Source organism: Nocardiopsis tropica (genome assembly GCF_042660575.1).
Taxonomy (GTDB): domain Bacteria; phylum Actinomycetota; class Actinomycetes; order Streptosporangiales; family Streptosporangiaceae; genus Nocardiopsis; species Nocardiopsis tropica.
The window spans coordinates 28,137-42,526 of record NZ_JBHSUF010000006.1; the positions used below are offsets into that span (position 1 = coordinate 28,137).

General features: G+C 73.6%; 11 protein-coding genes. 4 read left to right on the top strand and 7 right to left on the bottom strand.

The features are described from left to right. Window positions 1-69: 69 nt before the first annotated feature. Window positions 70-1,503 (bottom strand): LCP family protein, encoded by a 1,434-nt coding sequence (locus ACFQBR_RS11095; RefSeq protein ID WP_344184194.1) that lies wholly within the window; start codon window positions 1,501-1,503, stop codon window positions 70-72. A 170-nt stretch (window positions 1,504-1,673) separates the two neighbouring features. Further along, window positions 1,674-2,156 carry an RDD family protein gene (locus ACFQBR_RS11100; RefSeq protein WP_267948848.1) on the bottom strand — a complete coding sequence of 161 codons (483 nt, stop codon included), beginning with the start codon at window positions 2,154-2,156 and terminating at the stop codon, window positions 1,674-1,676. A gap of 330 nt (window positions 2,157-2,486) precedes the next feature. On the opposite strand from ACFQBR_RS11100, the gene glnA reads away from it, so the two are divergent. Together glnA and ACFQBR_RS11110 are read left to right on the top strand one after the other, a co-directional pair. Further along, window positions 2,487-3,911 (top strand): type I glutamate--ammonia ligase, encoded by a 1,425-nt coding sequence (glnA, locus tag ACFQBR_RS11105; protein WP_267948847.1) that lies wholly within the window; start codon window positions 2,487-2,489, stop codon window positions 3,909-3,911. A gap of 597 nt (window positions 3,912-4,508) precedes the next feature. Then, window positions 4,509-7,559, top strand: a complete 3,051-nt coding sequence (locus ACFQBR_RS11110; RefSeq protein WP_344184197.1) for a bifunctional [glutamine synthetase] adenylyltransferase/[glutamine synthetase]-adenylyl-L-tyrosine phosphorylase — start codon at window positions 4,509-4,511, stop codon at window positions 7,557-7,559. A 145-nt stretch (window positions 7,560-7,704) separates the two neighbouring features. Here the strand turns inward: ACFQBR_RS11110 and ACFQBR_RS11115 are convergent, their stop codons facing one another. Both ACFQBR_RS11115 and ACFQBR_RS11120 read right to left on the bottom strand, forming a co-directional pair. Next, window positions 7,705-8,844 carry a sensor histidine kinase gene (locus ACFQBR_RS11115; protein ID WP_344184193.1) on the bottom strand — a complete coding sequence of 380 codons (1,140 nt, stop codon included), beginning with the start codon at window positions 8,842-8,844 and terminating at the stop codon, window positions 7,705-7,707. Next, on the bottom strand, window positions 8,841-9,515 hold the full coding sequence (locus tag ACFQBR_RS11120) for a response regulator transcription factor (protein WP_344184192.1): 675 nt from the start codon (window positions 9,513-9,515) through the stop codon (window positions 8,841-8,843). The genes ACFQBR_RS11115 and ACFQBR_RS11120 overlap by 4 nt, the downstream gene beginning before the upstream one ends. Before the next feature lie 168 nt (window positions 9,516-9,683). On the opposite strand from ACFQBR_RS11120, the gene ACFQBR_RS11125 reads away from it, so the two are divergent. Next, window positions 9,684-10,298 (top strand): M15 family metallopeptidase, encoded by a 615-nt coding sequence (locus ACFQBR_RS11125; protein ID WP_344184191.1) that lies wholly within the window; start codon window positions 9,684-9,686, stop codon window positions 10,296-10,298. Window positions 10,299-10,470: 172 nt separating this feature from the next. On the opposite strand, the gene ACFQBR_RS11130 is transcribed toward ACFQBR_RS11125, so the two are convergent. The 3 genes from ACFQBR_RS11130 to ACFQBR_RS11140 all read right to left on the bottom strand — a co-directional run bounded on the left by ACFQBR_RS11130 (window position 10,471) and on the right by ACFQBR_RS11140 (window position 13,761). Beyond that, on the bottom strand, window positions 10,471-12,267 hold the full coding sequence (locus ACFQBR_RS11130; protein ID WP_344186012.1) for a carbohydrate-binding module family 20 domain-containing protein: 1,797 nt from the start codon (window positions 12,265-12,267) through the stop codon (window positions 10,471-10,473). A 413-nt stretch (window positions 12,268-12,680) separates the two neighbouring features. After that, window positions 12,681-13,019 (bottom strand): hypothetical protein, encoded by a 339-nt coding sequence (locus ACFQBR_RS11135; RefSeq protein ID WP_344186013.1) that lies wholly within the window; start codon window positions 13,017-13,019, stop codon window positions 12,681-12,683. A gap of 88 nt (window positions 13,020-13,107) precedes the next feature. Then, window positions 13,108-13,761 carry a hypothetical protein gene (locus ACFQBR_RS11140; RefSeq protein WP_344186014.1) on the bottom strand — a complete coding sequence of 218 codons (654 nt, stop codon included), beginning with the start codon at window positions 13,759-13,761 and terminating at the stop codon, window positions 13,108-13,110. Between the two features lie 264 nt (window positions 13,762-14,025). Between ACFQBR_RS11140 and ACFQBR_RS11145 the strand changes: the two genes are divergently transcribed. Continuing rightward, window positions 14,026-14,205 carry a hypothetical protein gene (locus ACFQBR_RS11145; protein WP_267948840.1) on the top strand — a complete coding sequence of 60 codons (180 nt, stop codon included), beginning with the start codon at window positions 14,026-14,028 and terminating at the stop codon, window positions 14,203-14,205. The last annotated feature ends 185 nt before the right edge of the window (window positions 14,206-14,390 follow it).

The window sequence follows — 14,390 nt, forward strand, 5'->3', positions numbered from 1 at the left end:
GACGTAACGGCCGGATGGTACCGGAAGGGTACGCACCGTGTCAGATCGTATCCGGCTCGGAGGTCCGGATCAGCAGGCGCTCTCCGTCTCCTCCGCGGTGATGCCGCCGAGGTCGTCGGTGACCGAGACCTCCGGCGCGGAGGAGGACCCGTCGGCGAACCCGGCCCAGTCGGGGGCCAGGACCAGCTCCAGCGTCTGCGCGAGGCCCTCGGCCTCCTCGGTGACCGCGGACTCCATGGACCCGGCCAGCATCTCGGCCGCGGCCTCCTCGCCGGGGGCGTGGTAGACCGTCGTGGCCTCGGGGAACCGGGCGACCGGGTTGCCCGTGCCGGTGACCGTGTAGCCCTCTCCGGCGAGGACCGCCTGCACCTCCAGGGCGAGGCCGTCGACGCCCGCGTTGTTGAGGATCTCCACGGAGACGTCCTCGGGGGCCGGGCCCTGCTCGGCCTCCCCCTCCGACTCCCCCTCGGACTCCCCGCCGCCGTCCTCCCCGCCGCCCGCCAGGTCGGCGCCGGCGTTGATCGCCTCGAACAGGGCGGGGGCCTCGTCGCTCATGACCAGGCGGTTGGGGTCGGCGGGGTGCTGGCCGTTGGGGACCGTCACGAACTGGATGCGCTGGAGGTCGACCTCGCGCATGGAGATGGCGAGGTCGGTCATGGTGTCGACGGTGAGCTCGTCGTCGGTGGTGACCGAGTCGGTGACGGCGCCGAGGAAGTTGGTGATGGTGACCGGGCTGGTCATGACCTCGCTGCTGAGCACCTGGCGCAGCATCGCGCCCATGAACTCCTGCTGGCGGTCGATGCGGGACAGGTCGCCGCCGTCGCCCTGCGCGTAGCGGGAGCGCACGAACCCGAGAGAGTCCTCGCCGTCCAGGGTCTGGAGCCCGGCGTCCAGGACCAGGTGGGCCTTGGGGTCGTCCACGGGCTCGGGGATGCACATCTCTACGCCGCCGATGGCGTCGACCATGTCCTTGAACCCGGTGAAGTCCATCATGACGAAGTGGTCGAGGTGCACGTCGGTCGCGTTCTCGACGGCCTGCCACTGGCAGCCGATACCGCCGAAGGTCATCGCGGAGTTGATCATGCCGCTGTGCGGCGACATCCCCTCGTACCCCTCGACCGCCTCGCACGCGGGCAGGTCGACGACCAGGTCGCGGGGCAGGTTCACGAGGGTGGCCGCCCCGTTGTCGACGTTGATGCTGGCGATGAGCATCGTGTCGGGCCGCTCGCCCTCCGCCTCGCCGTAGTCGGCGTTCTCCCCCGAGCGGACGTCGGAGCCGATGATGAGCAGGTTCATCACGCCCTCGACGCTGGTGGGGCGGTCCCACGTCGTGTCCACCTGCGTGGTGGTGATGTTGCCGACGATGCCCTGGTACCAGCCGTAGCCTCCCAGGCTGACGACGACGGCGAGGGCGGTGGCGGCGCAGGCGACCCACTGTCCTGCGGACATCCGCACGGCACCGAGCGCGCCCGAGGGGCGGGGAGTGGAGCGTCTTCCAGCCATGCGAACCTTCGGAGGGTGCGATGAGACGTGGGGGGAGGTGCGGGGGCAGGACACCGTGAGGGTCGCGACCGTCCCCGGGGAAAGCGATGAACGGATGCTAACAGCAGCGGAAGCCCTGTCCGTACAGCCGTTCCGGCTGTCCAGTGGGGTCGGTTCCGCTCAGTGAGGACTCAGTAACGCGTCGCCACCGTACCCGCGGCGCGGTCGTGCAGCCCGCGGGTGTCCCGGTCGTAGATCACGGCCGGGATGACCAGGCACAGCAGGACCGTGCGCACGGTCATCGACACGAACCACGGCCAGGAGCGCTCACCGGTGGCGGTGATGCCGACGCCGACGAGTCGGCGCCCGACGGTGGTGCCGAAGAGGGTGAGGAGGAGGATGCTCACCACGGCGAAGACCACCAGGGCGGTGTTGCTGAGCATCGGGACGACCTCCTCCTGGGAGGCGGCGCCCGCTCCGACGACGCCCAGGCGGTAGAGGCCCCAGGCGATCATGAGGGCCAGGCACCAGTCCAGGGCGAGGCCGACGAGGCGCCTGATGACGCCGGGGACGGAACCGGACCCCTCCTCCGGCAGGCCGAGGCGGTTCCCCCGGTACTGGAAGTCGTCCTCGTGGATGGCCCCGGCGGCGCCGCCCCGGCTCTCGTCGCTCATGGCATCCACGGTATCCACCCGGTGGAGGGGCCGGTCCGCGGGACGGCGGGACGGGGCGTGAGCAGGACGACGGACACGCGTGGCCCGGACCACAACCGCCCGTTCCGCGTGTCCCGATTTCGCACCCCGAGCGGTGGAATCACCGGGTCAGGCTGGTTGGTCTGCGAAAACGCCTGGCTCCGTAACATGCAGGAAACAATAGAGACATGGCACGGAAATCACGCGCTCCTAGCTTCGTTGACGAAGCCGGGAGACGGCGCGTGATCCGACGTGTCCGCGATGGAGCGGGCTCCGGTCCCATCGTCTCAGACACCTGCACGGAGGTTCGTTTTGTTCAGCAGCGTCGACGAGGTGCTCGCCTACATCCGGGACGAGGACGTCAAGTTCCTCGATGTCCGATTCACGGACCTGTTCGGGGGCGTCAACCACGTCACCCTCCCGACCTCGAACGTCGACGCCTCGACGTTCACCGACGGCCAGATGTTCGACGGGTCCTCGATCCGCGGCTTCCAGGCCATCCACGAGTCCGACATGCTGCTGCTGCCCGACCTGAGCACCGGCGTCCTGGACCCGTTCCGCAAGCACAAGACGCTGAACATGACGTTCTTCGTCCACGACCCGCTGACGCTGGAGTCCTACAGCCGGGACCCGCGCAACGTCGCCCGCAAGGCCGAGGCCTACCTCAAGGGCTCCGGGGTCGCGGACACCGCCTTCTTCGGCCCCGAGGCCGAGTTCTACATCTTCGACGACGTCAAGTTCGAGACGCGCTCCAACACCGGCTACTACGAGATCGACTCCATCGAGGGCGCCTGGAACACGGGCTCCGCGATCGAGGGCGGCAACCGCGGCTACCGTCCCCGGTACAAGGGCGGCTACTTCCCGGTCGAGCCGGTCGACCACTACAGCGACCTGCGCTCCGACATGGTGCAGACGCTGATCGACGCGGGCATCGACGTCGAGCTCCAGCACCACGAGGTCGGCACCGCCGGCCAGGCCGAGATCGGCATCAGGTTCGGCACGCTGCTCCAGCAGGCCGACAAGGTGCAGCTGTACAAGTACATCGTCAAGAACGTCGCCAACGAGGCGGGCAAGACGGCCACGTTCATGCCCAAGCCGCTGTTCGGCGACAACGGCTCCGGCATGCACTGCCACCAGAGCCTGTGGAAGGACGGCGAGCCGCTCTTCTTCGACGAGTCGGGCTACGGCCAGCTCTCCGACACCGCGCGCTACTACATCGGCGGCCTGCTCAAGCACGCCGACGCCCTGCTCGCCTTCACCAACCCGACGGTGAACTCCTACCACCGCCTGGTGCCCGGCTACGAGGCCCCCATCAACCTCGTCTACAGCCAGCGCAACCGCTCCGCCTGCATCCGCCTGCCGCTCACGGGCTCCAACCCGAAGGCCAAGCGCATCGAGTTCCGCGTGCCGGACCCGTCGGCCAACCCGTACCTGGCCTTCTCCGCCATGCTGATGGCCGGGATCGACGGCATCAAGAACAAGATCGAGCCGCCGGAGCCGGTCGACAAGGACCTCTACGAGCTGCCCCCGGCGGAGGCCTCGGCCATCAAGACCGTCCCGGCCTCGCTCGACGACGCCCTGCTGGCGCTGGAGGCCGACCACGAGTTCCTGCTCGAGGGCGGCGTGTTCACCAAGGACCTCATCGAGACCTACGTGGACTTCAAGCGCACCGAGGAGATCGACTCCCTGCGCCTGCGCCCGCACCCGCGCGAGTTCGAGCTCTACTACGACATCTAGGCGGTGACGCCCCGGCGTGCGCCTTCCGCAGGAGCGATCCACGGAAGGCGCACGCCGGACGCGTTCCCGGCCGACGCGGGGCCGGGGTCCCGGGGGCCGCCGACGGCGTCGCGCACGCCGCCGGCGGCCCCTCCCGCTCCCTCCGCGAGGGCGTCGGCGCCGCGTACGGCGGGCCCGCGGTTCTCCCCCGGAGGCGGCGGGCCCCTGGCGTCCGGTGGGTTGCGGGTACGAACCGGGATACTTCCACCACCAGGGGCCCCGGCCGGATACACCGTGCGCAGGGGACCGAAACGAGGCGTGTTACCGACAGATGACGCCCTGTCCCGGCAGCCCCCGCCGCCACGGTTCCGGGGGCCCCGGCCCCGCGGCGCACGGACGCGCGCCGTGGACACGACCCCCCGGAGCCGAGCGCCCGACACCCTCCTCCCCGGGGCCGGCATCCGCCCGGATGCCGGCCCCGACCCGGTTCCGGGGCCTCCCCGCGCCCACAGGGGCGGCGCGGCGGCCCCGGACCGAACGACCGCAAGCAGAGCCGTACGGTGTGCCCGCGGGCCGTCCGGCTACGGTTGACGCGTGGCAAGGGACGGAAACAACACCATGACAGCAGGCGCGCTCGCCAGGCGTGGCTTCAGCGACAGCACCCGGGCCCTGCGGCTGATGACGGAGGCGGGCCTGGACGCCCGGGCCGACACCGCCGTCATCGACGCCCTCGCGGCCGCCCCCGACCCCGACCAGGCCCTGCTGGGGCTGATCCGGGTCCTGGAGTCCGACCCGGACCCGGCCGAGGTCCTGGACGTGCTGCGCGAGGAGTCCGACCTCCGGGCGCGGCTGAGCAAGGTCCTGGGCACCAGCCCCGCGCTGACCGACCACCTGGTGCGCCACCCGGGCGACTGGCGGGAGCTGCGGGGCGCGGACGCCGCCCGCTCCCCCGAGCCGGACGAACTGCGCCGGGGCCTGCTGCACACCGTGGGGGCCGACCCCCACAGCGCGGCGCCGGCCGCCGACCCGGCCGTGGTCGGGGACGGGACGTCCGAGACCCTCCGGCACACCCTGCGGGTGGCGTACCGCAGGCGCCTGCTGCGGCTGGCCGGACGCGACCTGACGGGTCTGTGCACGGTCGACGAGGCCGCCGCGGAGCTGGCCGACCTGGCCGCGTCCATGCTGGACGCCTCCCTGGCCGTGGCCCGGGCCGAGCAGCCCGAGGACGCCGCGCTGTGCCGTCTGGCGGTGATCGGCATGGGCAAGTGCGGCGGCCGCGAGCTGAACTACGTCAGCGACGTGGACGTCGTGTTCGTGGCCGAACCCGCCGGGCCCGCGGACCCCGGGGCGCCGGTGGACGAGCAGGCCGCCATGCGCGCGGCCACGCGCCTGGCCACGGCGATGATGCGCATCCCGTCCGAGACCGACGCCGAGGGCGCCCTCTGGGAGGTGGACCCCGCCCTGCGGCCGGAGGGCAGGAACGGGCCGCTGGTGCGCTCGGTCTCGGGGCACCTGTCGTACTACGAGCGCTGGGCCAAGACGTGGGAGTTCCAGGCGCTGCTCAAGGCCCGGCCGATCGCCGGTGACGCCGGGCTGGGCCGGGCGTACACGGAGGCGATCCTGCCCCTGGTCTGGGAGGCGACCGGCCGCCAGGACTTCGTGGAGGACGTGCAGGCGATGCGCCGCCGCGTGGTGGCGCACATCCCCGCCGGCGAGGCCGAGCGGGAGCTGAAGCTGGGCCCGGGCGGGCTCCGCGACATCGAGTTCTCCGTCCAGCTGCTCCAGCTGGTGCACGGCCGCACCGACGACCGGCTGCGCTCGGGCAACACCCTGGAGGCCCTGGAGGCCCTGTCGGAGTCCGGGTACGTGGGGCGGCGCGACGCGGCCGGGCTGTCGGAGGCCTACCGCTTCCTGCGGCGGCTGGAGCACCTGCTGCAGCTGGAGCGGCTGCGGCGCACGCACCTGATGCCGGACCCCGGGAGCCAGGACGGCCCCGAGCACCTGCGCCGCCTGGGGCGGGCGCTGGGGTTCACCGCGAACCCGGTCAGGGAGCTGACCGAGGCGCGCCGCCGGGTGACGTCGGAGGTGCGGCGCCTGCACGAGAAGCTGTTCTACCGCCCCCTCCTCAACGCGGTGGCCCAGCTGCCGGGCGAGGAGGCGCGGCTGTCGCCGGAGCACGCCAAGATCCGCCTGGAGGCGCTGGGGTTCGCCGATCCCGGCGGGGCCCTGCGCCACCTGGAGTCGCTGACGTCGGGGGTGTCCAGGCGGGCGTCGATCCAGCGGACGCTGCTCCCGGTGATGCTGGGCTGGTTCTCCGACTCCCCCGACCCCGACGCGGGCCTGTTCGGTTTCCGCCAGGTGAGCGACGCGCTGGGCACCACCCCGTGGTACCTGCGGCTGCTGCGCGACGACGTGCGGGTGGCCGAGCGCATGGCGTGGCTGCTGGGGACGAGCCGCTACGTGACGGAGCTGCTGCTGCGGGCCCCGGACGCGGTGGCGATGCTGGCCGACGACCAGGACCTGGTGCGGCGCGGCCCGAAGGTGCTCGAGGCCGAGGCCGAGGCGGCGCAGCGCCGGTACGACACGGCCGAGGAGTCGGTGGCGGCGGTGCGGGCGCTGCGCCGCCGCGAGCTGCTGCGCACGGCCGCCGCCGACCTGTTGGAGGTGTCGTCGGTCCGGGAGGTGGGCTCGGCGCTGACCGACATCGCCGCGGTGACGATCGAGGCCGCGCTGCGGCTGGCGCAGAACCGGGTCGTCGCGGCGTCCGGGGACGAGCCGCTGACCCGGGTGTGCGTGGTGGCGATGGGCCGGTTCGGCGGCGGCGAGCTGACCTACGCCAGCGACGCGGACGTGATGTACGTGCACGACCCCCTGCCGGGCGTCGACACGGGGGCAGCGACGAAGCAGGCGCTGGCGATCGTGCGCGAGCTGGCGCGGCTGCTGGAGATGCCCGCCGCCGAACCGCCCCTGAAGGTGGACACGGACCTGCGGCCGGAGGGCCGGAGCGGGCCCGTGGTGCGCACGCTGGAGTCGTACGCGGCGTACTACGGCCGCTGGTCCCAGGTGTGGGAGAGCCAGGCGCTGCTGCGGGCCAGGCCGATCGCCGGGGACCCCGAGCTGCGCAGGGCGTTCACGGAGCTGATCGACCCGGTCCGCTACCCCGAGGGCGGTGTCGACCCGTCGGCGGTGCTGGAGATCCGCAAGCTCAAGGCGCGGATGGAGGCCGAGCGCCTGCCGCGGGGGGCGGACCCCACCCTGCACACGAAGCTGGGCCGGGGCGGGCTGTCGGACGTGGAGTGGGTGGCGCAGCTGACGCAGCTGCGCCACGCCCACGAGTACCCGGGTCTGCGGACGACGGGGACCCTGGAGGCCCTGGACACGGCCGTGGCCCACGGGCTCCTCGCGGCGGACGACGGCGCGGTGCTGGAGCAGGCGTGGAGGCTGGCCTCGCGCGTGCGGGGCATGGTGATGCTGGTGCGGGGCCGGGGCGGTGACTCGCTGCCCTCCGACCTGCGGGTGCGCGCCGCGGTCGCGGGCGCGATGGGGTGCCGCAGCGCCGAGGACGAGGAGGGGGTGTGGGAGGGGCCGGCCGAGCAGTTGACGGAGGCCTACCTGCGCGCCACCCGGCGGGCGCGCGCGGTGATGGAGCGCGTCTTCTACGACGACTAGCGGGCCGGACGGAGGCGGAGCCCGTGGAGTACGGGGCCGCCCCGCCGGGCCCGGCCCCGGTGCGAGGCCGGTCGGGGGCACGGCGGGCGGGCGACGGCGCCGCGGCGGAGCCCGCCGGGTGTGCGGCCGCTCCTGCGCGGGCGCGTCACACCGGGTGCGCGGGGAGGGTGACCGTGACGACGAGCCCTCCCCCCTCGCGGGGGGCGGTGTCCAGGGTGCCGCCGTGGACGTCGACGACCCGGGCGACGAGGGCGAGTCCCAGGCCGTAGCCTCCCCCCGCCCCGGGGCCGCGCCCGTCCCGCCGGCGGGTGCGCCCCTCGCCCCGCAGGAACGGCTCGCGCAGCCGCGCCGCGGTCCCGGTCGTGTACCCGGGTCCGGTGTTCTCGATCCGGAGCGTGGTGAGCCCCCGGCGGGGGTCGTGGCCGGTGGCGGCCAGGGCGGTCCCGGGCGCGGTGTTGTGGCGGACGGCGTTCTGGACGAGGTTCGCGGCCAACTGCGCGAGGAGGGCCCCGTCGCCGAGCACAGGTGCGGCCTCCAGGCGCAGGTCCCAGGTCACGCCGCACCGCCGCGCCTCGTCACCGGCCTCGCGGACGGCCGCGCGGACCGTCCCGGCGAGGTCGAGCGGTGCGGCCGCGGCGGTGACGGCGTTGGCGTCGGCCAGCCGCAGCAGCGCCTCGGTGAGGCCCACCGCCCTGGCGTTGGTGATGCTGAGCCGTTCGACCAGGGCGGGGTAGTCCTGCCCGTCCGGGTTCTGCCGCGCCACGTCGAGGAGCGTCCCCGTGACGGCCAGGGGCGTCCGCAGTTCGTGGGAGGCGTTGGCGGCGAAGCGCTCCTGCGTGGCGAACGCGTCGTCGAGCCGGTCGAGCATGCGGTCGAAGGCGTCGGCGAGCCGCCGGAACTCGTCGTTGATCCCCGTGAGGCGGATCCGGTGGTCGAGGCGCCCCTCGGCGGCGAGCCGGACGGCCTCGTCGATGCGCTGGAGGGGGCGCAGCACCCACCCGGCCAGGAACCACCCCCCGGTGATCCCGATCAGGGCCAGGGCCGCGAGGAGCGCGCCGGACAGGTGGACGAGGACGGTGAGGATCTTCGACCTCGACGCGATGGGCAGGTGGGCCTCGGACGGGTTGGCGGCGGTCAGGGGGTAGTTCGGGACGTACCGCAGGACCACGTAGACGCCCGCCAGGAGGACGGCTCCGGCGGCGACGAGGAAGGCCGCGTAGCTCAGGGCCAGACGGAACCGCGCGCTGACCAGGGGCTTCGTCGGCCGCGGGCGGGCGGCGCTCACGCCTTGCCGCCGGGGGCGCCGAGGCGGTAGCCGGCCCCGGGGACGGTGACGACGGGGTCCGGTTCGCCGAGGGCCCGGCGCAGGGTCGAGACCGTGACCCTGGGGGCGCTCGTGAACGGGTCGGCGTTCTCGTCCCACACCTTCTCCAGCAGGGTCTCCGCGCTCACCACCCCTCCGTCCGCGCGCATGAGGAGCTCCAGGACGGCGAACTGCTTGCGCGCGAGCCGCAGGTAGCGGCCGTTCCGGTAGGCCTCCTTCCGGTAGGGGTCCAGGCGCAGGTCCCCGAACTCCAGCACGGGCGGGATCGCGGTCCGCGGGCGCCGGGCGAGCGCCCGCAGGCGCACGACGAGCTCCTCCAGCGCGAAGGGCTTGGTGAGGTAGTCGTCGGCGCCGAGCGCGAACCCGTCCACCTTGTCCCTGAGCCGTGTCGCGGCCGTCAGCATGAGCACCCTGGTGCCGGGGTGGTCCCTGACCACGGTCGCGCACACGTCGTCCCCGTGCGTGCCCGGGATGTCGCGGTCGAGGACCACGACGTCGTAGTCGTTGACGGCCACGCGCTCCAGTGCCTCGTCCCCGTCGAACACCGTGTCGGCGGCGATCGCCTCGTGGCGCAGGCCCGCCTGGAGCGCCTCGGCCATGAAGGCCTCGTCCTCGACGATCAGCACGCGCATGCGGTCCCCTCCTCCTCGGCGGTCCGCGCCCGCGGACGGACGCCCGAGTCTAGGCGGCGGCGTGTTGCGAAAACGTAGGCGGATCACCCGACGTCCCCGCAACATCCCCCCTGCTGGTCTGGTGCGGAGCGCCGGGCGGGCCCGTCCGGCGGAGAGGGGAGGGATCCCGTGGTCCGAGTTCCGCCGGGGCCGCACGCCACCGGCCGCCCGGCCGCCGTCGCGGTCACGTCAGCCCTGTTCGCCGTGGCCCTGGTGGCCCTGTGGGGCCTGTCCCCCGGGCCGGCGGGGGACGGGGGGCCGCCGCTGACGGCGACGGCGCCCGTCACCGGGTTCACGCCGCTGGACGAGGACGACGGCTACCTGGCCGAGGGGGAGGGCGTGTCCCCGTTCGCGGAGGGCCTGCCCCTGCTGGAGCGGATGGACCCGGAACTGCTGGAGGCCGTGCGCGCCGCCGCGGCCGAGGCCCGGGAGGACGGGGTGGACGTGGTCGTCACCAGCGGATGGCGCAGCGAGCGCTACCAGCGGTTCCTGCTGGACGCGGCGGTCACGGTCTACGGGAGCGAGGAGGAGGCCGCGCGGTGGGTCGCCTCCGCGGAGTCCTCCTCCCACGTGAGCGGTGACGCGGTCGACATCGGCCGGACGGACGCCGCCGACTGGATGGGCCGGTTCGGAGACGCCCACGGGCTCTGCCGGACCTACGCCAACGAGATGTGGCACTTCGAGCTCGCGGCCGGGCCCGGGGGCGCCTGTCCGGCCCCGCGGGCGGACGCCTCGGCCGGTTGACCGCCCGGGCCCTTCCGGGGTGCGCCCCCGTGCCGGCGGGGGCGGCACGGGGGCGCGGCCGGCAGGCGCGGGAGCGCCTGCCGGGTGTCGCCGGGCGGGTCCCGCGGGACGCCGCCCGGCGGTGCGGAAAGGGCCCCGGGAGCGGGCCGGTGCCCGGGCTCGGGCGGAGGGGTCAGCGCGTTCCCCACGTGACGTCGGTGGCGGGGCCGACCCGGTTCCCACCGGGCTCCCACTCCACCCGGCCCCCGCCGTCGACCTTGACGAGCTTCCACTCGGTGTCGGCCTCCAGCGCGACGGCTCCGGACCAGGTGCCGTCGCCCCCGTCCGCCAGGGCGACCCCGTCAGCGGGGTTCCACGAGCCGAGTCCGGGGGTCTCGCCGACGACGCGCACCACCTGGCCCGGCCGGGTGTCGACCGTCGCGGTGAGGGTCCCGCCGGGTTCTCCCGGGTCGGTGCCGCCGCAGCCGTCGGGGTCGTCGCACTCCCCGCCGACGTGGAGGGCCACGGCGCCGTCCGCGGGCACCCGTGCGGTGACGCGGCCGCCGGCGACGGTGACGGAGCCCTCGCCCGCGGCGTTGTCGTAGGTCCCGTCGGGCAGGCCGGTCGCGGCGTTCAGGTCCCAGGCCTGGCCGGAGGCGTTGAAGGCGGCGAATCCGCTGCCGCCCCGGTCGAAGGCCACCCGGGACGAGCCGTCCCGCGCCCTCTCGGCCAGCGGGGCGTCGCCGACCGCGCTGCGGAAGGCCGCCATGCCGGCGACGGTGCCGTCGCGGTGCTCGCAGACCCAGTCGGCGGAGGCGCAGTCGGCGTCCTCGGTGATCCATCCGGCGGGGTTGCCCTCCACCGTCCCGACGCTGGGCGGCCCCTCGGTCTCGTTGTCGCCGAAGGCGTAGCTCGACATCACCACGGGGGTGCCGTAGGGGTGGGCGAGCATGAAGGCCGTGGCGAGGTGGTAGCGGTCGCCGTCCTTGTGGGTGAGCGTGGGCTCGTAGCGCTGGGTGTCGTGGTTGTCGATGAACACGACGGCCTGGTCGGAGGAGAGCCCCCCGTACTCGGGCATCGCGGTCAGCCCGGCGATGTCGCCCCCGGCGAACCTCCGGGACACGTCGCGTTTGTAGTCGAAGTTGGTGACCTGGCCGTAGGGCGTGTAGGCGGTGTAGGGGATCGTGGCGTCGCCGTAGACCTCGTGGTAGACGCGCGGCCGCCCGCCGAACCCGGGGACCTCGTCCAGACCGCCGAAGATCGCGCCGATGTCCTCCTCGGGGACGTGCTTGGAGGCGTCCACCCGGAAGCCGGCCACGCCGAGGCCGACCAGTCCGTTGAGGTAGCGGGTGATCTGGGCCCGGACGTGGGGGCTGCCCGTGTCGAGGTCGGCCAGGCCCAGGAGCTGGCAGTTCTGGATCTCCTCCTTGTTCCCCCAGTCCGCGATGTCCTCGCGGCAGGGGCTGAAGTCGCCGTCCCCGAAGGCGGCGGAGCCGTCGCCGAACAGGTCGGGGTGGTCGTACTTGGCCCACCGCGTCCCGTTGCTGCCGGTCCCGGACCCGTCACCGGTCATGTGGTTGACGATCGCGTCGGCGTAGATCCTCACGCCGCTGTCGCGGCAGGTGGAGACCATCGCGGCGAACTCCTCGGCGGTGCCGCGGCGGGTGTTGCCGATGCTGTAGGAGGTGGGCTGGTAGTCCTGCCACCAGGGGTGGTTCCCTCCCTCGGCGAAGGGGATGACGACGTGCTCCTGGGGCGGGGAGACCTGGACGGCGCCGAAGCCGTTCGGTCCGAGGAAGTCCTCGCACTCGGCGGCGACGGCGTCCCAGCTCCACTGGAACAGGTGGACGACGGTCTCACCGCTGTCCGCCTCCGCGGCGGGGGCGGACGCGGCCTGGGCCGGCGGGGGGTCGATCGGGCCGGGGGCGGCCAGCAGGCCGGCTCCCAGCAGGACCGCCGCGGCTGCTGAGCCGGGGCCTCGTGTACTCATGTGCGCTCCTTGGGGGGTGCGCGGCGGGGCCGTCGAGCCCTGCCGCCATGCCCTTGCAGTATTTGCAAGTTCTTGCATGGGAGTGACGAAGCTAACAGAACAACCCGCCCTTGTGAACAGCTGGTTTCGACCGAACCCCTCCCCTTACCCAGAGCGATGATCTCCGCACTGACGTGCGATGACAAGGCCGATGACGTGCGGCGACCACTGTCGCCGCCACCCGGCCCCGCACCGTGAGCTGGACGGATGCGGCACCGTCCGCGTGCGGACGACGACAGAAAAATTCTGCAAGGTTACCGAAAGACACGCACAAAAAACCGGTGGCGGTGCGGATCGCGGGATCCGTACCGCCACCGGCTCTCCCCCCGGACGGCCTGCGGGAGCCGCCCCCGGAGGTTCTGCGCGGGGAGGCGCTACCAGAAGACGGCCACGCCGATGTTGACGACGGCGAGCACGCCCGCGATGATCGCGAGGTTCCTGGCGGGCTTGCGCAGGTTCAGGACGCCCAGGACCACGACGGCGAGGGCGACGACCAGCTTGACGGCGATCTTGACGTGGTCCAGCTCGGAGAGGTCGGCCATCTCGGCGACCCCCACGAGGAGCAGTCCGGTGACGAACTGGAGCAGCGAGCTGTGCAGCAGGACCTTGGGCGCCTTGGCGTTGTCGGTCATGAGCTGCATGAGGAAGCCCGCGATGATGCCGGCCAGGCCGAGCATGTGGAGGAAGACGAGCGCGGAGTAGAGGATGTCCATGGCCATACACTACTACGATCCGTAGTTTTAGACTCCGGTTTGATGACACACCGACGTAACAAAACCGGCGCCCGGCCTCCCCCTCGGCTCACCCCCTGCGCAGAACCCCCCTCCGCCGCCACATCAGCCAGGCCAGCCCCACCACCAGGGCCGCCCCCACCGACCTGAGCAGCCACTCCCGGCCGACGTACTCCGAGACCCGGGACATCGCCGTCACCTCGGTGACGACCACCGTGTTGCTCGCGCACGCGGCCGGGTCCGCGTCGCGGTCGAGCAGCAGGCAGGCCGTGCTCATCACCCTCTTGTCGGGCACGGCCCCCTCCGCCACCCGGGCCCGCACCGTGTACACGGCCTCCTCCCCAGCCGGGACCTCCACCCGCCAGTTCACGATGCCCTGGTCGGCCGACCCCCCGCCGTCGACCTCCAGGACCTCCAGCTCCTCCGGGAAGTGCTGGGCGAGCAGCGCGCCCCGGACCGGGTCGCCGTCGCTGTTGGCCACGGTCGTGCGCAGGGTGACCTCCTCGCCCGGGTTGGCCGGCTCGTCGCCCACCACCACCGACAGCCCCACCAGGGGCATCCGCCCCTCCTCCCCGGGGGCCGACCCGGGCAGCCCCCGGGGGTTCTCCTCCGCGGACGCGGACGCGGGCGCGGCGGCCAGGCCGACCGCCACCAGCCCCGCCGCGAACGCGCCTCCCCATCCGGACACCGTGCTCCGACTGCTTCCCCGAACGAGCCGAGCCATCCCGTGCCTCCTGTGTGTTCGCGATCCGACAGCACTAGACAACTACGGGTGACCATCGGAACGCGTGCGGTGACACGCCCCGGGCGGGCGGTCTCCTTCCCGTCCCGGGTCGGAAGGGGCGTCTTAGCCCGTTCCGGGTGCGCCCGGGCGGAACCCGGCCGCGGGACGGGGCATCCTCCCGATGCCCCGGAGCGGCTCTTAGGACGATCGTGGACACCAGGACGGCGGGACACGGGGTCCGCGCCGACGGGGAGAGGACACACGATGTTCCACAGTGAACTGCTCGCTGCCAACGCCCGGATGATGACGGAGCAGCGCGTCCGCGAGATGGCCGACGTCCGCGCCGCGCTGAGCGCCCGGGCCGAGCTGCGCGCCCGGCGCCGGGAGGAGCGCCGCCGGGGCGGCCTCCTCCGCGCCCGCCGGCGCTACGGCCGGGCGGCCTGACCGTGGGGTCCCCGGACCCGCCGGCCACCGCTCCCGCCCCTGCGGCCCCGGGTCCTCCCGGGGCCGCCGCCCTTTCCCGGCCGGTCCCGCACGGCGGCGCGGGGCCCGCCGGCTCCGGAACGCGGGTCGGGTCCCCCGGGCGGACGGCGCCGGTGGTCCCGCCCTGGCGAAAACCCCTGGAAGAG